General features: G+C 68.3%; 16 protein-coding genes. 12 read left to right on the top strand and 4 right to left on the bottom strand.

Annotation, left to right across the window (positions count from 1 at the left end; all coding sequences use genetic code 11):
• Positions 1-65: 65 nt before the first annotated feature.
• The 3 genes from DEI83_RS01380 to DEI83_RS15670 all read right to left on the bottom strand — a co-directional run bounded on the left by DEI83_RS01380 (position 66) and on the right by DEI83_RS15670 (position 2,143).
• Positions 66-764 (bottom strand): hypothetical protein, encoded by a 699-nt coding sequence (locus tag DEI83_RS01380; protein WP_111080009.1) that lies wholly within the window; start codon positions 762-764, stop codon positions 66-68.
• Between the two features lie 105 nt (positions 765-869).
• Positions 870-1,712, bottom strand: a complete 843-nt coding sequence (locus DEI83_RS01375; RefSeq protein ID WP_111080008.1) for a spermidine synthase — start codon at positions 1,710-1,712, stop codon at positions 870-872.
• A gap of 47 nt (positions 1,713-1,759) precedes the next feature.
• Complete coding sequence (locus tag DEI83_RS15670; RefSeq protein WP_146243205.1) at positions 1,760-2,143, bottom strand: hypothetical protein; 384 nt, start codon at positions 2,141-2,143, stop codon at positions 1,760-1,762.
• Positions 2,144-2,518: 375 nt separating this feature from the next.
• Here DEI83_RS15670 and DEI83_RS01365 point away from each other — a divergent pair, with 375 nt between their 5' ends.
• From DEI83_RS01365 to DEI83_RS01355, 3 genes are all read left to right on the top strand, one after another.
• A complete protein-coding gene (locus DEI83_RS01365; protein WP_146243204.1) occupies positions 2,519-3,136 on the top strand; it encodes a hypothetical protein in 618 nt (205 codons plus the stop codon).
• A 359-nt stretch (positions 3,137-3,495) separates the two neighbouring features.
• On the top strand, positions 3,496-6,984 hold the full coding sequence (gene rpoB, locus DEI83_RS01360; RefSeq protein WP_110824269.1) for a DNA-directed RNA polymerase subunit beta: 3,489 nt from the start codon (positions 3,496-3,498) through the stop codon (positions 6,982-6,984).
• 47 nt (positions 6,985-7,031) lie between these two features.
• The gene (locus DEI83_RS01355; protein WP_111080005.1) at positions 7,032-10,913 is read left to right on the top strand and encodes a DNA-directed RNA polymerase subunit beta'; all 3,882 of its coding nucleotides are present in this window, start codon (positions 7,032-7,034) and stop codon (positions 10,911-10,913) included.
• A gap of 128 nt (positions 10,914-11,041) precedes the next feature.
• On the opposite strand, the gene DEI83_RS01350 is transcribed toward DEI83_RS01355, so the two are convergent.
• Entirely contained in the window at positions 11,042-11,440 is a 399-nt protein-coding gene (locus DEI83_RS01350) for a VOC family protein (protein WP_111080004.1), read from the bottom strand.
• A 56-nt stretch (positions 11,441-11,496) separates the two neighbouring features.
• Here DEI83_RS01350 and DEI83_RS01345 point away from each other — a divergent pair, with 56 nt between their 5' ends.
• From DEI83_RS01345 to DEI83_RS01305, 9 genes are all read left to right on the top strand, one after another.
• Positions 11,497-12,522 (top strand): GNAT family N-acetyltransferase, encoded by a 1,026-nt coding sequence (locus DEI83_RS01345; protein ID WP_111080003.1) that lies wholly within the window; start codon positions 11,497-11,499, stop codon positions 12,520-12,522.
• Positions 12,523-12,712: 190 nt separating this feature from the next.
• Positions 12,713-14,383 (top strand): GspE/PulE family protein, encoded by a 1,671-nt coding sequence (locus DEI83_RS01340; protein ID WP_111080002.1) that lies wholly within the window; start codon positions 12,713-12,715, stop codon positions 14,381-14,383.
• Between the two features lie 17 nt (positions 14,384-14,400).
• A complete protein-coding gene (locus DEI83_RS01335; RefSeq protein WP_181431020.1) occupies positions 14,401-16,023 on the top strand; it encodes a type IV pilus twitching motility protein PilT in 1,623 nt (540 codons plus the stop codon).
• Positions 16,023-17,246 (top strand): type II secretion system F family protein, encoded by a 1,224-nt coding sequence (locus DEI83_RS01330; protein WP_111080001.1) that lies wholly within the window; start codon positions 16,023-16,025, stop codon positions 17,244-17,246. The genes DEI83_RS01335 and DEI83_RS01330 overlap by 1 nt, the downstream gene beginning before the upstream one ends.
• 184 nt (positions 17,247-17,430) lie before the next feature.
• Positions 17,431-17,886, top strand: coding sequence for a type II secretion system protein (locus tag DEI83_RS16315; protein ID WP_111080000.1), 456 nt, complete (start codon positions 17,431-17,433; stop codon positions 17,884-17,886).
• A gap of 83 nt (positions 17,887-17,969) precedes the next feature.
• Complete coding sequence (locus tag DEI83_RS01320) at positions 17,970-19,346, top strand: prepilin-type N-terminal cleavage/methylation domain-containing protein (protein WP_111079999.1); 1,377 nt, start codon at positions 17,970-17,972, stop codon at positions 19,344-19,346.
• The gene (locus DEI83_RS01315) at positions 19,343-20,050 is read left to right on the top strand and encodes a prepilin-type N-terminal cleavage/methylation domain-containing protein (protein WP_111079998.1); all 708 of its coding nucleotides are present in this window, start codon (positions 19,343-19,345) and stop codon (positions 20,048-20,050) included. The genes DEI83_RS01320 and DEI83_RS01315 overlap by 4 nt, the downstream gene beginning before the upstream one ends.
• Entirely contained in the window at positions 20,050-21,873 is a 1,824-nt protein-coding gene (locus DEI83_RS01310) for a hypothetical protein (protein WP_111079997.1), read from the top strand. The genes DEI83_RS01315 and DEI83_RS01310 overlap by 1 nt, the downstream gene beginning before the upstream one ends.
• Entirely contained in the window at positions 21,870-22,721 is an 852-nt protein-coding gene (locus tag DEI83_RS01305; protein WP_111079996.1) for an A24 family peptidase, read from the top strand. Before DEI83_RS01310 ends, DEI83_RS01305 begins: the two co-directional genes overlap by 4 nt.
• The last annotated feature ends 13 nt before the right edge of the window (positions 22,722-22,734 follow it).

The raw sequence follows: 22,734 nt of genomic DNA, 5'->3' as shown, positions 1-22,734 counted from the left end.
CGGAACGCGCACGGCCCGCCCCGGTCGTCCGGGACGGGCCGTGTCGACGTCGGCGGAGGCTGCGGTCACCGGCTCCCGGCGACGGCAGCAGCGATCGAGCCGCCGTAGGCGATGCCGAACACGACGACCGCGAGGACGGCGAGGACGATCGCCAGGACACCCCACACCCGGCCGCGCCCGGTGGCGGCCGCGATGATGCCCTGCACGAGGGCCCAGAGGCCGATCACGGTGCCGATGCCCATCACGACCAGCGCGCTGCCGAGGGCACGCATCACGGCCGGGTCGGACATGAGCTCGCGCGACATCTCCTGCTGGTCGATGGTGCCGGAGCCGCCGTTGCGCATGAGGTCCTGGAACGACTGACTCGCCCCGATGCCGCTGCCGAACAACCAGCCGCCCACGGCGCCGAGCACGAGGGCAACGATCCCCAGGCCGAACGCCACGACCCCCACGGTCTTCTTCCGCTTCGCCGACCCGTCGTGTGCCTGCCAGGCGGGAGCGGCACCGTGCTGCTGGTGGCCGTACTGCTGCGGCTGCCCGTACTGCTGCTGCCCCCAGGGCTGCTGGCCCTGCTGGTGTCCGTACTGCTGCTGCCCGCCCTGGTGCTCGCCCCACTGCGGTGGGGACTGCTGACCGTACTGCTGCGTCGGCTGGTCCTCGTACCGCGGAGCCGAGCCGTGCTCCGGGGTGATGCGCTCGCCGTAGCGCGGCTGGTCGTGCTCACCGTGGCCCTGCGGGGCTTGGTTGCGATCGTCGTTGGTCATCGGCGGCCTCCTCGTGGTGTGCGGTCGCGCGCTGGCGCGGCGTGCTCCCATCCTGGCAGCGTCCCCTCGCCGGGGTACACCCGCGCCGGCATCCGCAGCCGGTGCTCAGGCGCCGAAGACCGAGCGGTTCGGCTCGGGGGACCCGACCGCCGTGGTGTCGGTGACGATCGGTGCGCCCGCGATGAAGGACCGCAGCTCCGCGCCGTGCACGACCTTGCTCGGCAGCGGGTCGGCGGAGTACCGCCGGGGCATCTCGGCGATCGGCAGCTCGCCCGGGGACCCGAGCAGCACGATGTTGCCGAACCGCCGGCCCTTGAGCATCCCGGTGTCCGCGACCGCCGCCACCGAGGGCAGCACCGACTGCAGCGTCGCCGCCTGACCGCGCGCGAAGGCCAGGCCGGCACCGTCGGCGACGTTCACTGCGACCATGCCCGTCGGCGACAGGAAGGACGCGACCGACCGGTAGAACTCCACGCTCGTGACGTGGGCGGGTGTGCGGGCTCCGGAGAATACGTCGACGACGGCCAGGTCGACCGTGCCGCGGAGGCCGGCCGGCAGCTTGTCGAGCACCTCGCGGGCGTCGCCGTACCGCACCCGGATCGAGGCGCCGCGCGGGAAGGGCAGGGCGTCGCGGACGTGGTCGACGAGTTCCCGCTCGAGCTCGATCACCTGCTGCCGGGAGCCCGGCCGGGTGACCGCGACGTACCGCGGCAGGGTCAGGGCGCCGGCGCCGAGGTGCAGCGCGGTGACCGGTCCGGGCGGCAGCAGGTCGATCGCGTGGCCGATCCGCCGGATGTACTCGAACGCCAGGTGGGTCGGGTCCTCGAGGTCGACGTGGGACTGCGGCGTCCCGTCGACCACCAGGGTGAACGACCCCGGCCGGTGCTTGTCCGGCTCGACGACCGCGTACCCAGCACCCACCCGGAACCCGTCGAACGCATCAACCATGTGTCCATGGAACACCACCCGGCGTCCGGCGAGGTCCCGCCCGTGGGTCAGGTGTCCGACGCTGCCGGGGTCGGTGCCCCGGTGCGGGCCGCGACCTCGCGGAGGTGCTGCGCCGTCCGCTCGGTCAGGAAGGCGCACAGCCGCCCGACCGCGAGGACCTCGGTGGCCAGGGTCATCACCTGCTCCGCGGAGACCTGCGCGTCCGACTCCCGGGCCTCGAACGTCACGGTCCACTCCGGCGAGCCGCCGATGTCGCGCTTGAGGTAGACCTCGGTGCCGGAGGTCCCGAGGCGCGCCACGATGAGCGCGGTGTCGATGAGGGAGCCGTCCCACGAGACGTCGATCGCGCGCGGGTCGGCAGCGTCGCCGGCGTCCCGCGCGCGGAACTCCGCGATCCAGCTGGACAGCTCGTCGCTCGAGAGACTGGGCATGCGACCAGGATAAGGACTGCACGGAGCACGGCCGATGACCGGTCCGATGTGCGCCGGGTCCGACCGGGTCGGTCGATGCTCCTGCATGGACAGCCAGGAGACGCCAAGGCAGGCGACGTACGGTCTGCGTGTCCTCGGACGACGAGCGACGCGACCGCCCCACCCCACGGTGGTCGTGCCCGTCGTCCCGGTCGGCCCGACCCGTCGACGACCGCCCCGGTCCCCGCCGAGGCCGCGCCCGACGCCGTCGGCCCCGACCGCTCCGGACGCCGCCCGACGACGAGCCCCGCTCCCGTCGCGGGTCTCGTCGACGTGCTCCGCGTCCGCCCGCACCACCGCACCACGTCCGGGCCCCGCGCCCGAAGGAGCAACCCCATGTCCGCCGACACCCTCTCCGTCCCCGTCCCCGTCCCCGTCCCCGTCCGCCCGGCCCGTCCTCGCCGACCAGGAGGCACGGCGCGACCCTCGACGCACGCGCGCCGCGGTGTGGGCGCGAGCCGGGCCTCCCGTCCGATCGTCGAGGACCACGAGACGGCACCGGTCTGGATGCGCGTCGTCGGCGGGGTCGTGCTGACCGCCGGGCTCGCGCTCACGGCCGCCGTCCTCGCCTGGCCGGGGGACGCGCCGGAGACGGCGCTCCTCGTCCCCGGGCTCGTCGCCGTCCTGGTCGGGGTCCTCGCACTCGTCGCCCGCGCCGGCTTCACCGTCACCGCCGACGCCGTGGTCCTGCACTTCCGGCCGCTCCCGCCCCGTCGCATCGCGCGCCGGCGCATCGCACGGGTCCGGGTGTCCGAGGCGGACGCCGGCACCTACGGCGGCGTCGGGCTCCGGATCGGGCGGCGGCGTCGCGCCCTCGTGCTGACGCCCGGACCCGGCCTCGAGATCACCGACGACGCGGGACGGACGACGTTCGTGCGGAGCGACCGGCCGTGTGACGCGGTCCGCGCGCTCGACAGCGGGGTCGCGGCCGGGGGTGCCCCGGCGGGGGAATGAGACAGGTCGTGCGGGGCTTATACACGCCGGACTCGATCTCGGTCAAGCCAGGACTGGACAGCGCACTCGTACCCGACCTATGATGACAGTTCGCGCTCCCTGGCATCCGTGTCGTCATATTGCGGTCGACCGAGTTCCTCGAAGACGCCTCTCAGCAGGTGCTTCGCAGAACACGCCTGGTGATGCCGGTCCCGTATATGGCGGCGGGGCCCGCTCACCGATCATCCCACAGGCGGCTCCGGACCCGGAGCCTCACCGTACTCGTGTCGTGATCATCGGGTTGCGCCGAGCGATCAATCCACTCACCTACACACTGCTCGTCAGTGTCGGCCCGACGGGGCCTACCGGAGGTCAAACCCTTGGCTGCTGCGCCCAACGCATCCACCAACCCCAAGAACGGTCGCAACCACTCGCGACTCTCGTTCGCCAAGATCACGGACACCCTCACGGTTCCTGATCTGCTCGCCCTCCAGACGGAGAGCTTCGACTGGCTCGTCGGCAACGACGCATGGAAGGCCCGCCTCGCCGAAGGGCAGGAGCAGGGTCGCACCGACCTCGCGCTGCACTCCGGCCTCGAGGAGATCTTCGAGGAGATCTCCCCGATCGAGGACCTCGGCGAGACCATGCAGCTCTCGTTCACGTCCCCGGAGCTCGAGGACCCGAAGTACTCGATCGACGACTGCAAGGAACGCGGCAAGACCTACGCCGCTCCGCTGTACGTCAACGCCGAGTTCATGAACCACATGACGGGTGAGATCAAGACGCAGACGGTCTTCATGGGCGACTTCCCGCTCATGACCGAGCGCGGCACGTTCATCATCAACGGCACCGAGCGTGTCGTCGTCTCGCAGCTCGTCCGCTCGCCGGGCGTGTACTTCGAGCGTGCGCAGGAGAAGACGTCCGACAAGGACATCTACTCCGCTCGCATCATCCCCTCGCGTGGTGCCTGGCTCGAGTTCGAGATCGACAAGCGCGACCAGGTGGGCGTGCGCATCGACCGCAAGCGCAAGCAGTCCGTGACCGTCTTCCTCAAGGCCCTCGGCCTGACGAGCGAAGAGATCATGGAGGAGTTCCAGGGCTTCGCGTCCATGGAGTCGACCCTCGAGAAGGACGCCGTCCTCACGAAGGAAGAGGCGCTCAAGGACATCTACCGGAAGCTCCGTCCGGGCGAGCAGGTCGCCGCCGAGGCCGCGCGTGCGCTCCTCGACAACTTCTACTTCAACCCGAAGCGCTACGACCTGGCCAAGGTCGGTCGCTACAAGCTCGACCGCAAGCTCGGCATCGACGCCCCGCTGTCCGACTCGGTGCTCACCGTCAAGGACATCGTCGCGACGATCAAGTACCTCGTGTCGCTGCACGCCGAGCGCACCACGATGGACGGCATCCGTGACGGCGAGCCGGTCCAGCTCCGCCTCGACGTGGACGACATCGACCACTTCGGCAACCGTCGCATCCGCGCCGTCGGCGAGCTCATCCAGAACCAGGTCCGCACCGGTCTGTCCCGCATGGAGCGCGTCGTCCGCGAGCGCATGACCACGCAGGACATCGAGGCCATCACGCCGCAGACGCTCATCAACGTGCGTCCCGTCGTCGCCGCGATCAAGGAGTTCTTCGGGACGAGCCAGCTGTCGCAGTTCATGGACCAGAACAACCCGCTCGCGGGCCTGACGCACAAGCGGCGTCTGTCGGCCCTCGGCCCGGGTGGTCTGTCCCGTGAGCGTGCCGGCGTCGAGGTCCGCGACGTCCACCCGTCGCACTACGGCCGCATGTGCCCGATCGAGACCCCGGAAGGCCCGAACATCGGCCTGATCGGTTCGCTCGCGTCCTTCGGTCGGATCAACTCCTTTGGCTTCATCGAGACCCCGTACCGCCGGGTCGTGAACGGTCAGGTCACCACGACCATCGACTACCTCACGGCTTCGGAAGAGGACGACTTCGTCGTCGCGCAGGCCAACGCCCCGCTGACCGACGACTTCCACTTCCAGGACGACAAGGTGCTCGTCCGCAAGAAGGGCGGGGAGGTCGAGCTCGTCGGCAAGGACGAGGTCGACTACATGGACGTCTCGCCGCGCCAGATGGTGTCGGTCGCGACCTCGCTCATCCCGTTCCTCGAGCACGACGACGCGAACCGCGCCCTCATGGGTGCGAACATGCAGCGCCAGGCCGTGCCGCTCCTCCGTTCCGAGTCGCCGCTCGTCGGCACCGGCATGGAGGGCTACACCGCCATCGACGCCGGTGACGTCGTCACCGCCGACAAGGCGGGCGTCGTCTCCGAGGTCTCGGCCGACGCCGTGACCCTGCAGCTCGACGAGGGCGGCACGCAGACCTACTACCTGCGCAAGTTCGACCGCTCGAACCAGGGCACCAGCTACAACCACCGCGTGATCGTCAGCGCCGGTGAGCGTGTGGAGCAGGGCGAGGTCATCGCCGACGGCCCCGCGACGGAGAACGGCGAGCTCGCGCTCGGCAAGAACCTCCTCGTCGCGTTCATGCCGTGGGAGGGCTACAACTACGAGGACGCGATGATCCTGTCGCAGAACCTCGTGAAGGACGACACGCTCTCCTCGATCCACATCGAGGAGTACGAGGTCGACGCCCGCGACACGAAGCTCGGCAAGGAGGAGATCACCCGCGACCTCCCGAACGTCAGCCCGGACCTCCTGGCCGACCTCGACGAGCGCGGCATCATCCGGATCGGTGCCGAGGTCCGCCCCGGCGACATCCTGGTCGGCAAGGTCACGCCGAAGGGCGAGACCGAGCTGAGCGCCGAGGAGCGCCTGCTCCGTGCCATCTTCAACGAGAAGTCGCGCGAAGTCCGCGACACCTCGCTCAAGGTGCCCCACGGTGAAGAGGGCACGATCATCGGCGTCAAGGTGTTCGACTCGCAGGACGGCGACGACGAGCTCGGCTCGGGCGTCAACCAGCGCGTGGTCGTCTACATCGCCCAGAAGCGCAAGATCACCGCGGGTGACAAGCTCGCCGGCCGCCACGGCAACAAGGGCGTCATCTCGACGATCCTGCCGGTCGAGGACATGCCGTTCCTCGCGGACGGCACCCCGGTGGACATCGTCCTCAACCCGCTCGGCGTCCCCGGCCGCATGAACTTCGGCCAGGTCCTCGAGATCCACCTCGGGTGGCTCGCGAAGCAGGGCTGGAACGTCGAGGGCATCCAGGAGTGGGCCTCCGCCCTGCCGGAAGCCGCGCACAGCGCAGCCCCCGGCACGAAGGTCGCCACCCCGGTGTTCGACGGTGCGTACGAGCGCGAGATCGAGGGGCTCCTCGACTCCACGCTCCCGAACCGTGACGGCGAGCGCCTGATCGGTTCCTCGGGCAAGGCGCAGCTCTTCGACGGTCGCTCCGGCGAGCCGTTCCCGGAGCCCGTCTCGGTCGGCTACATGTACATCCTGAAGCTGCACCACCTGGTCGACGACAAGATCCACGCCCGTTCGACCGGCCCGTACTCGATGATCACGCAGCAGCCGCTGGGTGGGAAGGCGCAGTTCGGTGGACAGCGCTTCGGTGAGATGGAGGTGTGGGCGCTCGAGGCATACGGTGCCGCGTACGCCCTCCAGGAACTCCTGACGATCAAGTCCGACGACATCCTCGGCCGCGTGAAGGTCTACGAGGCGATCGTCAAGGGCGAGAACATCCAGGAGCCCGGCATCCCGGAGTCCTTCAAGGTCCTCATGAAGGAGATGCAGTCGCTCTGCCTGAACGTCGAGGTCCTCTCGGCCGACGGCCAGGCGGTCAGCCTCCGCGACACGGACGACGAGGTCTTCCGTGCCGCTGAAGAGCTCGGCATCAACATCTCCTCGCGGTTCGAGTCGTCGTCCGTCGACGACATCTGATCCCTCCCGTACCGAACACGTTTCGAACTCAGCAAGAGAGAAGAACATTGCTCGAAGCAACTTCCTTTGATGCCATTCGGATCGGTCTCGCGACCGCCGAGGACATCCGCCAGTGGTCGTACGGCGAGGTCAAGAAGCCGGAGACCATCAACTACCGCACCCTGAAGCCCGAGAAGGACGGTCTGTTCGGCGAGCAGATCTTCGGTCCCTCCCGCGACTGGGAGTGCGCCTGTGGCAAGTACAAGCGTGTCCGCTTCAAGGGCATCGTCTGCGAGCGCTGCGGCGTCGAGGTCACCAAGTCCTCGGTCCGCCGTGAGCGCATGGGCCACATCGAGCTCGCCGCGCCCGTCACGCACATCTGGTACTTCAAGGGCGTCCCGTCGCGCCTGGGCTACCTGCTGGACATGGCCCCGAAGGACCTCGAGAAGGTCATCTACTTCGCGGCGTACATGATCATCAGCATCGACGAGGAGGGCCGTCACGCCGACATGCCCGGCCTCGAGAACGAGATGCGCCTCGAGATCAAGAACCTCGAGAACCAGCGCGACTCGATCATCGCCGACCGCCTCAAGAAGCTCGAGGACGACCTCGCAGCCCTTGAAGAGGAGGGCGCGAAGGCCGACGTGAAGCGTCGGACCAAGGACACCGCCGAGAAGGAGATGTCCCAGGTCCGCAAGTCCTTCGACGAGGACATCACCCGTCTCGAGCGCGTGTGGGAGGACTTCCGCAACCTCAAGGTGGGCGACCTCAAGCCCGAGGACGCCGTCTTCCACGAGCTCCAGGACCGCTTCGGGATCTACTTCGACGCCTACATGGGCGCCGAGGCGATCAAGCTGCGGCTCGAGGCCTTCGACCTGGCCGCCGAGGCCGAGGCACTGCGTCTGCAGATCGCCGAGGGCAAGGGCCAGAAGAAGATCCGTGCGATCAAGCGTCTGCGCGTCGTCAGCTCCTTCCTCGCCACCGGCAACTCGCCGGCCGCGATGGTGCTCGACGTCGTGCCGGTCATCCCGCCGGAGCTGCGCCCGATGGTGCAGCTCGACGGTGGCCGCTTCGCCACGAGTGACCTCAACGACCTCTACCGTCGTGTGATCAACCGCAACAACCGTCTCCGCCGCCTGCTCGACCTCGGTGCCCCCGAGATCATCGTGAACAACGAGAAGCGCATGCTGCAGGAAGCGGTCGACGCGCTGTTCGACAACGGTCGTCGTGGACGTCCGGTCACGGGTACCGGCAACCGCGCCCTGAAGTCCCTGAGCGACATGCTCAAGGGCAAGCAGGGTCGTTTCCGCCAGAACCTGCTCGGCAAGCGCGTCGACTACTCGGGCCGTTCGGTCATCATCGTCGGCCCGCAGCTCAAGCTGCACCAGTGCGGTCTGCCCAAGCAGATGGCGCTCGAGCTGTTCAAGCCGTTCGTCATCAAGCGCCTCATCGACCTGTCGCACGCGCAGAACATCAAGTCGGCCAAGCGCATGGTCGAGCGTTCGCGTGCCCAGGTGTGGGACGTGCTCGAGGAGATCATCCGCGAGCGCCCCGTGCTGCTGAACCGTGCGCCCACGCTGCACCGTCTCGGCATCCAGGCGTTCGAGCCGCAGCTCGTCGAGGGCAAGGCCATCCAGCTCCACCCGCTGGTCTGTGCTGCGTTCAACGCGGACTTCGACGGTGACCAGATGGCCGTGCACCTGCCGCTGTCGGTCGAGGCGCAGGCCGAGGCCCGCATCCTGATGCTCGCCTCGAACAACATCCTCAAGCCGTCCGACGGCCGTCCGGTGACCCTGCCCGCGCAGGACATGATCATCGGTCTGCACCACCTGACGACCGTCCGCGAGGGCGCCGTGGGTGAGGGCCGGGCGTTCTCCTCGGTCGCCGAGGCGATCCTCGCGAAGGACCAGAACACGCTGCACCTCAACGCGATGGTGAAGATCCGCATGTCGGGTGTCCACTTCGCCGAGGGTGAGGCGCCGGAGGGCTACGAGGTCGGTCAGCCGATCCTCCTCGAGACCACCCTCGGTCGCGCGCTCTTCAACGAGACCCTCCCGGCGGACTACCCGTTCGTCCAGAAGGTCACCGACAAGGGCACGCTCTCCGCGATCGTCAACGACCTCGCCGAGCGCTACTCCAAGACCGAGACAGCCGCTGCGCTGGACCGGATCAAGGACGCCGGTTTCTACTGGGGCACCCGCTCCGGTGTGACCGTCGCGCTGTCGGACGTCGTGACGCCTCCTCGCAAGAAGGAGATCATCGCGGGCTACGAAGTCCAGGCCGCCAAGGTCCAGGGCGAGTTCGACAAGGGTCTGATCACCGACTCCGAGCGTCGCGCCGACCTGATCAAGATCTGGACCGAGGCCACGAACGAGATCGCGCAGGAGATGCGCGACAACTTCCCCGTCGACAACACCATCAACCGCATGGTGTCGTCGGGTGCTCGTGGTAACTGGCTGCAGGTGCGCAACATCGCCGGTATGCGTGGTCTGGTGAACAACCCGAAGGGTGAGATCATCGCCCGCCCGATCATCAACTCGTACCGCGAGGGCCTGACCGTGGCGGAGTACTTCATCGCCACGCACGGTGCTCGCAAGGGTCTGGCGGACACGGCTCTCCGTACCGCCGACTCGGGCTACCTGACCCGTCGTCTCGTGGACGTGTCGCAGGACGTCATCATCCGTGAGGACGACTGCGGGACGACCCGTGGCCTCGAGCTGCCGATCGCGACGATGGGCGCAGACGGCAAGCTCGTCCGCGACCCGCGCGTCGAGAACACCGTCTACTCGCGCACCCTCGCGACCGAGGCCGTCGACGCCTCGGGCACCGTGGTGGCCGAGGGCGGCGAGGACGTCGGTGACGTCCTCCTCGACAAGCTGCTCGCAGCGGGTGTCGAGAGCATCAAGGTGCGCTCGGTCCTGACCTGCGAGTCGGCCGTCGGTGTCTGCGCGCAGTGCTACGGCCGGTCGCTCGCCACGGGCAACCTGGTCGACATCGGTGAGGCGGTCGGCATCATCGCCGCCCAGTCCATCGGTGAGCCCGGTACCCAGCTGACGATGCGTACCTTCCACACGGGTGGTTCGGCCTCGGCCGACGACATCACGCAGGGTCTGCCCCGCGTGACCGAGCTCTTCGAGGCCCGCACCCCGAAGGGCGCGTCCCCGATCGCCGAGGCCCCCGGCCGCGCCACGATCGAGGACACGGACAAGGGCCGTCGGATCATCCTCACGCCGGACAACGGCGACGAGCCGTTCATCTACCCGGTGCTCAAGCGTGCGACCCTCCTCATCGAGGACGGCCAGCACGTCGAGCTCGGCGAGCAGTTCATCGCCGGCACCGTCGACCCGAAGGAAGTCCTCCGGGTCAAGGGTGTCCGTGAGGTCCAGAAGCACCTGGTCAACGGTGTGCAGGACGTGTACGGCTCGCAGGGTGTGCCGATCCACGACAAGCACATCGAGGTCATCGTCCGCCAGATGCTCCGCAAGGTCACCGTCGTCGACCACGCCGACACCGACCTGCTGCCGGGTGAGCTCGTCGACCGGTCGCGCTACAACGCGATCAACCGGGCGGCGCTGCAGGAGGGTCGCAAGACCGCCTCGGCTCGCCAGGAGGTCATGGGCATCACGAAGGCGTCCCTCGCGACCGAGTCGTGGCTGTCCGCCGCGTCCTTCCAGGAGACCACCCGCGTCCTGACGCAGGCGGCCATGGAGGGCAAGCAGGACCAGCTCGTCGGCCTCAAGGAGAACGTCATCATCGGTAAGCTCATCCCCGCCGGGACGGGCCTCAGCCGGTACCGCGACGTGGACGTGAACGCGACGGAAGAGGCGAAGGCGGAGCGGTACCCGAACCGCATCTTCGCGGACGACTCGTCGTTCTCGGACGCCGACCTGAGCTTCGTCGACTTCGACAGCTTCTCGTCGGACGACTTCACGCCGGGTACGTACAACTGAGCGTGAGTTGACAGCAGAAGGCCCCCCGCATCCTCGGATGCGGGGGGCCTTCTCGCGTCGCGGGCGTGCGCCGGCCAGGAGGCGCGGGGCGGGTCCGCACGGGCCTCGCGTCCGGCGCGTGCCGGTCGTCAGACCGAGCGGCCCGCGTCGCTGCCGCGACCGCCGGGATCCCGACCGCTCTCGTCGGCGAGCGAGTACAGGCTGAGGACGTTGCCGTCGGGGTCGCGGGCGTCGAACCAGTCGACGGCACCGTCGACGCACTCGATCGGACCGACGTCGATCCCGAGGGCGGCGATGCGTGCGTGCTGGGCGAGCACGTCGTCGACGCCGAAGCGGACGGTGACCGGGTTCTCGTCGGCGTCCGGGTCCTCGAGGAGCTGGATCCAGATGCCGCCGACCTCGTACTCGGCGACGCCCTCGGTGGGCTCGAGGTCGGGCTCGAGCCGTTCGAACACCGCGCCGTACCAGAGGCACGACGCCTCGAGGTCGGTGACGGGCAACCCCACGGTCACGCTCGTGATGTCCATGCCTCATCATGGTCTCTCCGCACCGGGCGCGTCGAGGGGTACGGCATGCTGGGGGCATGGCGACGCTGCGTGAACGGGTCACGGCTCCGGCCCACCTCGACCTCCCGACCGCGGTCGGCGGGCTGACCTTCCGACCGGCCACCGAGGCCGACCTGCCGGCCGTGCACGACGTGGCCGTGGAGTCGGCCGCCGTGGACGACCCGCAGACGCACCCCTCCCCAGAGGACTTCGCCCACCGGCTGTCCACAGCAGGACTCGACCCAGCCCGCGACACGGTGGTCGGCACCGATGCTGATGGGCATGTCCACGCGTACGCCATCGTCATCGCGGTCCCGAGCCGGGACACCGCCGCCCGTGTGCTCCTCGCCGGGTCGGTGCGTCCCGCGTACCGCGGACAGGGCGTGGGGCGGCGGTTGCTCGCGTGGCAGACCGGTCGGGCACGGCAGCACCTCGCTGCACTGGACGTGGACCTGCCGGGCGCGATCGACCTCACCGCGCCGCAGGGCTCGTCGGCGCTCGCGTTGGCCGCACGCTTCGGCCTGGAGCCGGTGCGGTACTGGGTCGACATGCAGGTCGTGTTCGACCCGGCTCCGGCGCGGGACGCCCTGCCGGCCCTGCCCGACGGCCTGGTGCTGCGCCCCGCGACGCTCGACGACGTCGAACGCATGCGGATCGCCAAGAACGACGCCTTCCGCGACCACTGGGGATCACAGCCGATGCTCGCACCGGACTGGCACGGGTACCTCACGGCCAGGAAGACCCGGCTCGACCTCTCCCGCGTGGTCGTCGACGAACACGGGGACGTCCTCGCGTTCACCGTGGTGGAGTCCGATCCGGGCGCGTTCTCCGCTCGTGGTCGGAGCTTCGCCTCCCTGCACTGGGTCGGTGTCGTCCGGCGCGCACGCGGCCGCGGACTCGCCCCCCTGGTGCTCGCGGCGACGCTCGACGCCGTCGCCGACGGCGGACTCTCGGCGGCCGCGCTGGACGTCGACTCGGAGAACCCGAGCGGGGCGGTCCGGCTGTACGAGCGCCTCGGGTTCGTCGCGGGTGCGGTCAGCGTCACGACGTCCACAGCGCTCTAGCACCGGCCGCCGCGCGCTCGATACCCGCGGGTACCCCTGTTCTGGGTGCAGTCACGAATGCTCCGCCCCCTCCTTCTGGGACTGCTCCGGACGCGCGCCCGGACGTACCGTGGTCGAGCGTCGTACCCCTGGCGGCGCCCATCGAACCACGCGGCTTCGGCGCGCCCGGCAGCAAGGAGGTACGGGGCACATGGCAACCCTGTCCGAGATCCTCATCCTCAACGGCGCCCTCCCGATCGAGTACCTCGACGCGATGACCGGCCACGAGGACGTCGACGAGCAAGCGATCCGTTCCCTCGTCGAGCAGGGCGTCGTGAGCGAGGCGCAGTACATCACCGCCCGTGCCGCCTCGCACAACTCCAAGACGGTCCCGCTGACCGACTACCCGGTCGACGGCACCGCGGTCTCGGTGCTGCCCGCTCCGCTCTGTCGACGGCACTCGGTGCTCGGCATCGGCTTCGAGGGGGAGACCCTCGTGCTCGCGATGGTGAACCCCGCCAACGTCCTGGCGATCGACGACGCCCGCGCCGCCTCCGGTCGACCCATCAAGCCGCTGCAGGTCGACGAGCGCGACCTGCTCGCCGCCTTCGACCGCTACCTGCGCGCCGATGACGAGCTGAACGACCTCACGTCCTCGCTCGAGGAAGAAGCCGGGCGCACCACCGAGCAGCAGGTCGACATCGGCGACGGGGCGCTCGACGACGTACCGATCGTCCGCTTCGTCAACCTGCTCGTCTCGCAGGCGATCCAGGACCACGCGTCCGACATCCACATCGAGCCGGGCGAGCACGAGGTCCGCGTCCGCTACCGCATCGACGGCGTGCTGCACGAGATGTCCCCGGCGCCGAAGAACATCCAGAACGGCGTCATCAGCCGGCTCAAGATCATGAGCGACATCGACATCGCCGAGCGACGGAAGCCGCAGGACGGCCGCATGTCCGTCCGTCACGGTGGACGGCAGATCGACCTCCGCGTCGCCACGCTGCCGACCGTGTGGGGCGAGAAGGTCGTCATGCGGATCCTCGACAACACGAACACGTCGCTGACCCTCAAGGACCTCAACCTGCTCGACCGCAACGCCGCGGCCTACCAGAAGTCCTACTCGAAGCCGTACGGCATGATCCTCGTCACCGGCCCGACCGGTTCCGGCAAGTCGACGACGCTGTACACGACGCTCAACGCCGTGGCGAAGCCGGAGATCAACGTCATCACGGTCGAGGACCCGGTCGAGTACCGGATGGCCGGCGTCAACCAGGTCCAGGTGAACCCGAAGGCCGGCCTGACGTTCGCGTCCGCCCTGCGGAGCATCCTCCGCTCGGACCCCGACGTCGTGCTGCTCGGTGAGATCCGCGACCACGAGACCGCCCAGATCGCGATCGAGGCGTCACTCACGGGTCACCTCGTGCTCTCCACCCTGCACACCAACGACGCCCCCTCGGCCGTCACCCGCCTCACCGAGATGGACATCGAGCCGTTCCTCGTCGGGTCGGCGCTCGACTGCGTCGTCGCCCAGCGACTCGCACGCAAGCTCTGCGATCGCTGCAAGGTGCCCGCCGTGTACGAGGCCGAGCAGCTGCACGCCCTCGGGTTCCTCGACGCACCTGAGGCGGTGATGCCGGAGTTCTTCGCCCCGCTCGGCTGCTCCGTCTGCTCGAACACCGGGTACCGCGGGCGCATCGCCCTGCACGAGGTGATGACGGTCACCGAGGAGATCGAGCGACTCGCCGTCGCCCGTGCCTCGAGCGCCGAGATCAGCCGCGTCGCCCAGCAGCAGGGCATGCTCACCCTCCGGATGGACGGGTGGGAGAAGGTCAAGCTCGGTCTCACGAGCGTCGACGAGATCCTGCGCGTGGTCGCGTAGCCCTGGAGGACGACCAGATGACCGACTCCGTCTACGACGTGACGCCCGCGAGCGACGAGCCCGTGGCCGGCTGGCACCCCGGAACGCCCGGCGTGCCCGGCACCGAGCTCGGCGGACGGCGTGCCGCACGCCTCGCACAGGCCGGACAGCAGCCGCCGACCTCGTACCCGCCGGCCGCGGCGCACCCCGCGCCCGTGTCGTCCGCGCCCGTCTACGACCTCGGCGACGACCTGGCCGCGTGGTCCGCGCCGGTCGGGCAGCCCGTCGCGGTGCCGGTGGCCCAGCCGCAGGCCGTGCCGGCGACGCCGCCGGCCGCCGTCCCGCCGTCGACGGCGAGCTACGGGTACGACTCGTACCAGGCCACCGAGCGGTTGCCGGTGGCGCCCGCCGCCGTCACCACGAACCTCCAGACCGTCGCCGCCCGCACGCCGGTCGCGATGGTGGCGCCCAGCGGCAGCCCCGAGATCAACTTCACCCGGCACGCGCGCGAGGTCGCCGACTCCGACCTCGTCACCGCGCTCGCGCAGGTCGTGTACCAGGGTGCCTCGGACCTGCACGTGACCGCGGACGCACCGCCGACCGTGCGGGTCGACGGGTCGCTCCGACCCGCCGTGCCGGGAGGCCCCTGGGCCCGCAACAAGGTCATCGCGGCGCTCAAGACGCTGCTGTCCGGCGACCAGGCGGCGCAGTTCGACCAGGAGCAGGAACTCGACTTCGCGTACTCGCTGTCGCCGGAGTACCGCTTCCGCGTGAACTACTACCAGCAGCGCGGCAACTGGGGTGCGGCCTTCCGCATCATCCCCACCAAGATCAAGACGCTCAAGCAGCTCGGCATCCCCGAGCACGTCGGCGAGTTCGCCAAGCTGTCCCGCGGACTCGTCCTCGTCACCGGCCCGACCGGCTCCGGCAAGTCCACGACGCTCGCCGCGCTCATCGACCTCGTCAACGAGACCCGTGCCGACCACATCGTCACGGTCGAGGACCCGATCGAGTTCATGCACGAGCACAAGAAGGCGATCATCAACCAGCGTGAGGTCGGGGCGGACACGCACTCGTTCGCCCGCGCCCTGAAGCACGTCCTCCGCCAGGACCCGGACGTCATCCTCATCGGCGAGCTCCGCGACCTCGAGACGATCTCGGTCGCACTCACCGCCGCCGAGACCGGCCACCTCGTCTTCGCCACGCTGCACACGCAGAGCGCGCCCGGCACCATCGACCGCGTCATCGACGTCTTCCCGCCGCACCAGCAGGGGCAGATCCGCACGCAGCTCGCCGCGACCCTCGAGGGCGTCGTCTGTCAGACCCTCGTCCCGAAGGCGAACGGCACCGGCCGCATCGTGTCGACCGAGATCATGAAGACCACCCCCGCCATCGGCAACCTCATCCGCGAGGGCAAGACCTACCAGATCACCTCGGCCATGCAGGCCGGACGTGACGCCGGCATGCACACCATGGACCAGGACCTCGCCGAACTGGTCAACGTCGGCACCATCACCCGCAAGGCCGCGCTCGAGAAGGTCCATGACCTCGAGGGCTTCGACCGGCTCGTGCAGCGCGTCGAGTCACCGTCGGACGCGTCCGCCGACGCCATCGCCGCCAGCGGGATCGACTTCGGCGACAAGTTCTCCGGAGGCTACTGATGTCCCTCGCATTCGACTACCGCGGCCGTGACGGCTCGGGCAAGCTCGTCAAGGGGCGGCTCGACGCCGCCTCCGAAGGCGCCGTCGTCCAGCGGCTCCGAGGCATGGGTGTCTCACCGATCGCGATCACCGAGGCCAAGGCCGGCACCGGACTGCAGACCGAGATCAAGATCCCCGGGTTCGAGAAGGGCGTCGGGCTCAAGGACCTCGCCATCATGTCCCGGCAGGCGTCCACCATGCTGTCGTCCGGGCTCTCGCTGCTCCGGGCACTGACGATCCTCGCCGACCAGACCGAGAGCAAGAAGCTCAAGGACATCCTCGGGAAGGTGCGCGACGAGGTCGAGCAGGGCGTCTCGTTCTCCGACGCCGTGGGCAAGTACCCGGTGGACTTCCCGCCACTGATGATCAACATGATCCGAGCGGGAGAGACCGGCGGGTTCCTCGACCAGGCGATGGACTCCATCGCGACGAACTTCGAGAAGGAGCACAAGCTCCGGTCGACGATCAAGTCCGCGATGACGTACCCGGTGGTGGTGCTGTTCATGTCGCTCGCCGCGGTGGTGATCATGCTCGTCTTCATCGTGCCGATCTTCCAGGGCATGTTCGAGTCACTCGGCGGGCAACTCCCGCTGCCGACCCTGATGCTGGTGTACCTGTCGCACGCGATGGTCTACGTCGGGCCGGTCCTCGCGGTCGTCCTCATCGTCGGGGCCTTCTGGTGGCGCGCGAACAAGAACACGGACCGTGTGCGAGGTTTCGTCGACCCGGTGAAGTTGCGCTTGCCCGTCTTCGGCGATCTCAACAAGAAGATCGTGATGGCGCGTTTCTCGCGGAACCTGTCGAGCATGATCGGTGCTGGCGTCCCGATTCTCCAGGCATTGCAGATCGCCGGAGAAGTCTCCGGTAACCACGTCGTTCAGCATGCACTCGGTCGAGTTTCCGAAGCCGTGCGCAAAGGTGATTCGATCGCCGCTCCGTTGGAGAAGGAAAAGGTCTTCCCGTCGATGGTCTCGCAGATGATCGCGGTCGGCGAAGACGCGGGTTCGATGGAGATCATGCTCGAGAAGATCGCGGTCTTCTACGACAACGAGGTCGAAACGACGACAGAGGCACTGACCTCATTGATCGAGCCGCTGCTCATCGGCTTCCTGGGTGTCGTCGTCGGCGGGATGATCGTCGCGCTGTACCTCCCGATCTTCCAGATCTCCTCGCTGGTCAAGTAGCGCCCTCGTGCCCCCTCATCGGGGGCAGAACGGGTCAACCCTGTCCCCGGTAATGGGGGCATTTCATTTGGATCTGGCCCCCGTTCTCGGGATTATGCGCCGAGCCCTGGGTCATTAGTTTTGTCATGGCGGCGGAGCAGTCCCCGGCACAATTCCCATTGCATTCCCAAGAACGGAAATCACCATGTACTTCGCTCTCATGGGCAAGCTCGACGCTCGCCGTAAGGGTCTCCTCGAGGACAAGCAGAAGGGCTTCACGCTCATCGAGCTCCTCGTCGTCGTCATCATCATCGGCATCCTCGCTGCAATCGCGATCCCGGTGTACCTCGGCATCACGAACAACGCGAAGGACAGCGCGGCGAAGTCCGACATCACCAACTGGAAGACCGCGGTCATCGCGGTGCAGACGAATGACGGGTCGCTCCCGGCAACCGCCACGGCCATCACGAGCAGCGCCAACGTGCCGCCGGCGATCAAGGCACAGGGCGGCAGCATCAGCTCGAACACCAAGACGCTGAGCTACACGTTGAAGGCCGACAAGACGTTCTGCATCCAGGCGGAGAGCATCGTCGGTGGCACGGAACACACCTTCCACGCGTCGGACAGCCAGGGTGTGACGGACGGCGCCTGCCCCGCCTGATCTGAAGCCGCTGACGACGGGCCGTGACGTGTGTCACGGCCCGTCGTCGCACCGATCCATGTCCCCCGCTAGAGAGGTCCAACATGCTGTTGCGCATCGCCGACCGTCTCCGCGCGGCCCGCGACAACCAGAGCGGTTTCACGATCATCGAGGTCATGGTCGCGATGACGGTCTTCGCGATCATCGCCGCCGGTGTCGCCGCTGGTATCGCTTCGACGCTCTACTTGACGCAGGACAACCGCTCCCGTGAGGCTGCTCTCAACCTCGCCAACCAGGCGCTCGATGCCGCGCGGAGCACCAAGGACGTCTTCACGCTCGACAACGACACGAGCTCTCAGACGGTGGGAAACCAGAGCTACACGATCAACCGCACGACCAACTGGATCAACTCGGACGGCACGGACAACTCGTGCGGAGCAGGGTCCGGAGTGCTCGCGTACAAGCGTGTCTCGATCTCGGTCTCGTGGACGAGCGGTACGTCCCCCCGTCAGAAGGAAGTCGCGCTCGACACCCTCATCTCTCCTGCATCGGCGGTCTCGAGCGCCACTGCGTCCACGATCGTGGTCGGTGTCAAGACGGCGAACGGCGGACCGAACGAAGGCGTGACCGTCACCATCACGCCGATCTCCGGAGGCGCCACCAGCCTCGCCGCGCAGCCCGCCCCGACGGACAGCAACGGGTGCAGCTACGCACTCGGTGTCAAGCCGGGGACCTACAGGATCACCATCAACAAGGCCGGCAACATCGACCCGCAGGACGTGACGTCGCCGACGTACGACATCACCACCTCGCAGGGTGGCGTGGGCAACAAGTCGTTCCTGTACGACCGCGGTTTGCGTGTCAACGTCGGGACCCCCGTCAACATCGTGGGAGCTGCCCCGAGGCTCCCGACGTCCATCCAGACCAGTTTCCGCCACGATGACCTCCTGAAGACCGTCTCGACGACGTCGACGACGCTCTTCCCGTACACCGACGGTTGGACGACGGTGGCGGGTTCCTACACGAGCAGATGCACGAACGTCGACCCGACCTCGTGGACGGCCCCGCTGAACGGCCTGGTCGTGTCGCCCGACGTCTTCAATGAGAAGACCGGGCAACCCGGTTTCCTCGCGACGGGCGACGGCACGGCGACGGCACGAGCACCGATGGGGATCTTCGACGTGAAGACGACGGGGTCGGACACCGTCGTCTCGGCGACGGTCAAGAACACCAGCGCGGTGGCGGGTGGAGACCCTGGCTGCGCGCCGTCGACCACGTACTGGTTCACCGGGATCAACTCGAGTTCCGCGACCACGGTCGCGCTCCCGTACGGCACCTGGACGATCCGGAGCACCACTTCCGTCGGCAGCTCGGGGAAGAACACCCCCACCGTCGCTGCCAACCCCAGGGCGAGCAACGTCAACGTCGCGGTGACGGGGGACGTCGTCTCGCTGGATCCGCGAACGGTGGGTGGCTCATGAAGGCTCCGAAGCGGCAGCTGCGGGCGCGCCTCCGCTCTGATGAGCGGGGCCTGACACTCGTCGAACTGCTCGTTGCGATGACCCTCAGCCTCATCGTCCTGACGGTCGCGGGGTCCTTCCTGGTCTCGTCGCAGCGGGCCACGAACACGGCGAGTTCGGTGAGCGCGAACACCCGTACCGCAGCGAACGCGATGAACGCCGTCGGTCGCCTGCTCCGTGCGGCGACCGACAACCCCGTCCCGACCGGCGACGACTCGCAGTTCGCGTTCCAGTACGCGAGTGCGAACTCCGTCCGGTTCTTCGCCTACGTCAACCTCGAGTCGACCCTGTCGCAGGCGGTCGAGGTGCAGCTCACCCTCGATCCCGCTCGGAAGACGCTGACAGAGACGAAGTGGAGCGGGGTCGCCGTGGCTGGCAACAGTTCCTACTTCTCGTTCCCGCTCGGGTCGGGCCCCGCCTTGTCCGCCGTCCCGACGACGACACGAACCCTCGCTTCCTCGGTCGTCAACGGATCGATGTTCGTCTTCAAGGACGGCTCCGGGCGGGTCCTCGGCTCGCCGGGGGCGCCGGTTGCGCCCGCGGACCTCCCGAACATCCGCACCGTCACCGTCACCGTCACCGTCGGGACGGCGGTTTCCGACCCGAGCGCAGTGACGCTCGTCAACTCAGCCAGTCTGCCGAACATCGTGATGGGAGCCCCGTGATGATCCGTCTCCTCCGCATGCTCCGCTCGCGGGACGACGAACGCGGCGTGGCGCTCGTCGCGGTCGTCGGCATCGGTGCTGTCGTGATGCTCCTCGTTGCGACGATGGTGACGATCGCGACGAGCGGTGCACGCGTGACGACGACGGACACGGCGTGGAACCGAGCGGTCGCAGCCGCCTACGCGGGTATCGCCGATTACCAGTCCCGGCTCAACGCGGACAACAGCTACGGGAACTACGGGCAGGCTTCGGCCCCCTTCAGTCGCGAGTCCGGGAGTACGTTCCCGAACGGTCCTGGAGGAAATCCGGCGTTCAACTACCAGGCGGGTGCCGGATGGGTGAGCGTGCCGGGCTCCGACGGCACCGCGAGCGACGCGGCGTTCCGGTACGCCGTCGACAACAGCAAGCTCTCCTCACAGGGCGTCATCCGACTGCAGTCGACCGGGAGGTCCGCAGGGACGACCCGCTCCGTCGTCGCGAACGTCCGACCTGACGGCTTCTCCAACTACCTGTACTTCACGAACTACGAATCGGGTGACCCGACAGTGACGAACGAGGAGAACGGGTCGGGGCGCTGTACGAGCGCCTACCGTCCGGTCGCCACGGCAAGCACGTGTCGTGCGATCCAGTTCGGCCCTGACGACAACCTGGCAGGCCCGGTCCGCTCCAACGATCAAATCAAGATCTGCGGATCGACCTTCGGTAGCACCGTGCAGAGTGTGTACAGCTGGACAAGCGCGAACTGCGGTACCCGGGCGGCGACGTTCGCCTCGAACCCGACGACGGTCTCGACGCTCACTCCGCCGTCGACGATCGGGGACCTCCGCGATTCGATGCGGTACGACCTTCCGTCGACGACGAACACGATCGAGGGGACGGGGTGCCTCTACACGGGGCCGACGAAGATCAGGTTCAACGGGGACGGCACGATGACAGTGGTGTCCCCGCTCACCGTCAAGACGGTGGTCAAGGGCGCCAGCGCCGTCCCGGGTGCGTCCATCACGGACGGACAGGTGTCGAGCAAGTGCGGCGCGATCGACGATCTGCACAGCGTCGCTGGTGCTCGTGTGGCGGTGCCGAAGAACAACATGGTCTTCGTGCAGAACGAACCCGCTGCCCGCGCCGGGAACGTCCAGGATCCCAACTACTGGGATGCGTCCCCCTACAAGAACCTCCCGAACGCTTGTGACTCGACCAACCGAGCGAACGAGTGGACCAACATGAAGTCAAACGGCGTCGGTTTCCCGCAGTCCACCGGCGTGCGCTCGACGTCGGAAGTGGCTCCGACAGCCGGTGAAGGTGCAACCGTGGGGACGCCCTACGGCTGCGACCGCGGCGACGTCTTCGTCCAGGGGACGGTCGACAAGGCCGTGACGATCGCAGCAGAGAACTACCTGTACATCACCGGGGACATCGCCTACCCGGCGACGCGGAGCCCGTCCACAGTGCTGGGGCTGATCGGGCAGCGCGCCGTCTGGGTGTGGAACCCGATCAACGCAGACGGCACCACGTTCCGGCCGACGAACCGCGAGATCGATGCCGCAGTGCTCTCGAACCAGGGCACGTTCGTGGTGCAGAACTGGACCAAGGGACCGACGAGCGGTCGCGGAACGTTGACGCTCTACGGATCGATCGGACAGAACTTCCGTGGAGCCGTCGGTTTGGCGAACGGTCAGGGGTACGACAAGGCCTACAAATTCGACCCGAGTCTGGCGACCTACACGCCTCCCAAGTTCCCACGGCCGACCGTCACGACGTACCGCGTCGCGACGCAGGTGGAGTCGAAGACCGCCTACACCGCGAACGGAGCGCCGATCCCGTGACGGCCGCGCTCACGCCACTCAGCGTGCTGATCGCGATCTTCGGCGCGGTCCTCGGCTCCGCGATCGGTTCCTTCCTCAACGTCGTCGTGCACCGCGTGCCCGCGGGACGGTCAGTCATCACGCCCGCGTCGGCATGCCCTCGATGCGGCCGCTCGATCCGCGGCTTCGACAACGTCCCGGTGCTCTCGTGGTTCGTCCTCCGCGGTCGCTGCCGGGACTGCGACGCGCCCATACCGATCCGCTACCCGGTCGTCGAGGCGGTGACCGCCGTCCTGTTCGTGCTCGTCGCGTTCCGCTTCCTCCCGACGACTGCGGGCGCCCCGTCGACACTGACCGGGCAGATCGGTCAGATCGGTCTGCTCGTCGTGCTCCTGTACCTGATGGCGTGCAGCGTCGCCCTGGCGCTCATCGACCTGGAGACGCACACCCTGCCCAACCGGATCGTCCTCCCGATGTACCCGATCGTGGCGCTCCTCCTCGTCGGCGTGACCATCGCCACCGGGGACTGGGGTGCACTCGTCCGTGGAGCCGTCGGCGCGGTCCTGCTCGGTGGCGGGTACCTCGCCCTCGCCCTCGCGGTCCCGCGTGGGATGGGTCTCGGGGACGTCAAGCTCGCCGGTGTCCTCGGTCTCGTACTCGCGTACCTCGGATGGGGCCCCCTCGCAGTGGGTGCTTTCGCGGCCTTCCTCCTCGGCGGTAGCTTCGGGATCGGACTGCTGCTCCTGCGCCGTGCGAGCCGCTCGAGCGGGATCCCGTTCGGGCCGTGGATGCTCGCCGGGGCGTGGACCGGCGTCTTCTCCGGCGCGACCATCTGGGACGCCTACCTCCGTCTCATCGGCTTGGCCTAGGCCTCGGAAGGAA

Source organism: Curtobacterium sp. MCBD17_021 (assembly GCF_003234525.1).
Classification (GTDB): domain Bacteria; phylum Actinomycetota; class Actinomycetes; order Actinomycetales; family Microbacteriaceae; genus Curtobacterium.
The sequence above is the reverse complement of the archived record's forward strand: the minus strand, read 5'-3'. Positions and strand labels throughout refer to the sequence as shown.

Coding starts and splice junctions, on each gene's coding strand:
- DEI83_RS01380 (WP_111080009.1), bottom strand. CDS start 764: ATGACCAACGACGATCGCAACCAAGCCCCGCAGGGCCACGGTGAGCAC.
- DEI83_RS01375 (WP_111080008.1), bottom strand. CDS start 1,712: ATGGTTGATGCGTTCGACGGGTTCCGGGTGGGTGCTGGGTACGCGGTC.
- DEI83_RS15670 (WP_146243205.1), bottom strand. CDS start 2,143: ATGCCCAGTCTCTCGAGCGACGAGCTGTCCAGCTGGATCGCGGAGTTC.
- DEI83_RS01365 (WP_146243204.1), top strand. CDS start 2,519: ATGTCCGCCGACACCCTCTCCGTCCCCGTCCCCGTCCCCGTCCCCGTC.
- DEI83_RS01350 (WP_111080004.1), bottom strand. CDS start 11,440: ATGGACATCACGAGCGTGACCGTGGGGTTGCCCGTCACCGACCTCGAG.
- DEI83_RS01345 (WP_111080003.1), top strand. CDS start 11,497: ATGGCGACGCTGCGTGAACGGGTCACGGCTCCGGCCCACCTCGACCTC.
- DEI83_RS01340 (WP_111080002.1), top strand. CDS start 12,713: ATGGCAACCCTGTCCGAGATCCTCATCCTCAACGGCGCCCTCCCGATC.
- DEI83_RS01335 (WP_181431020.1), top strand. CDS start 14,401: ATGACCGACTCCGTCTACGACGTGACGCCCGCGAGCGACGAGCCCGTG.
- DEI83_RS01330 (WP_111080001.1), top strand. CDS start 16,023: ATGTCCCTCGCATTCGACTACCGCGGCCGTGACGGCTCGGGCAAGCTC.
- DEI83_RS16315 (WP_111080000.1), top strand. CDS start 17,431: ATGTACTTCGCTCTCATGGGCAAGCTCGACGCTCGCCGTAAGGGTCTC.
- DEI83_RS01320 (WP_111079999.1), top strand. CDS start 17,970: ATGCTGTTGCGCATCGCCGACCGTCTCCGCGCGGCCCGCGACAACCAG.
- DEI83_RS01315 (WP_111079998.1), top strand. CDS start 19,343: ATGAAGGCTCCGAAGCGGCAGCTGCGGGCGCGCCTCCGCTCTGATGAG.
- DEI83_RS01310 (WP_111079997.1), top strand. CDS start 20,050: ATGATCCGTCTCCTCCGCATGCTCCGCTCGCGGGACGACGAACGCGGC.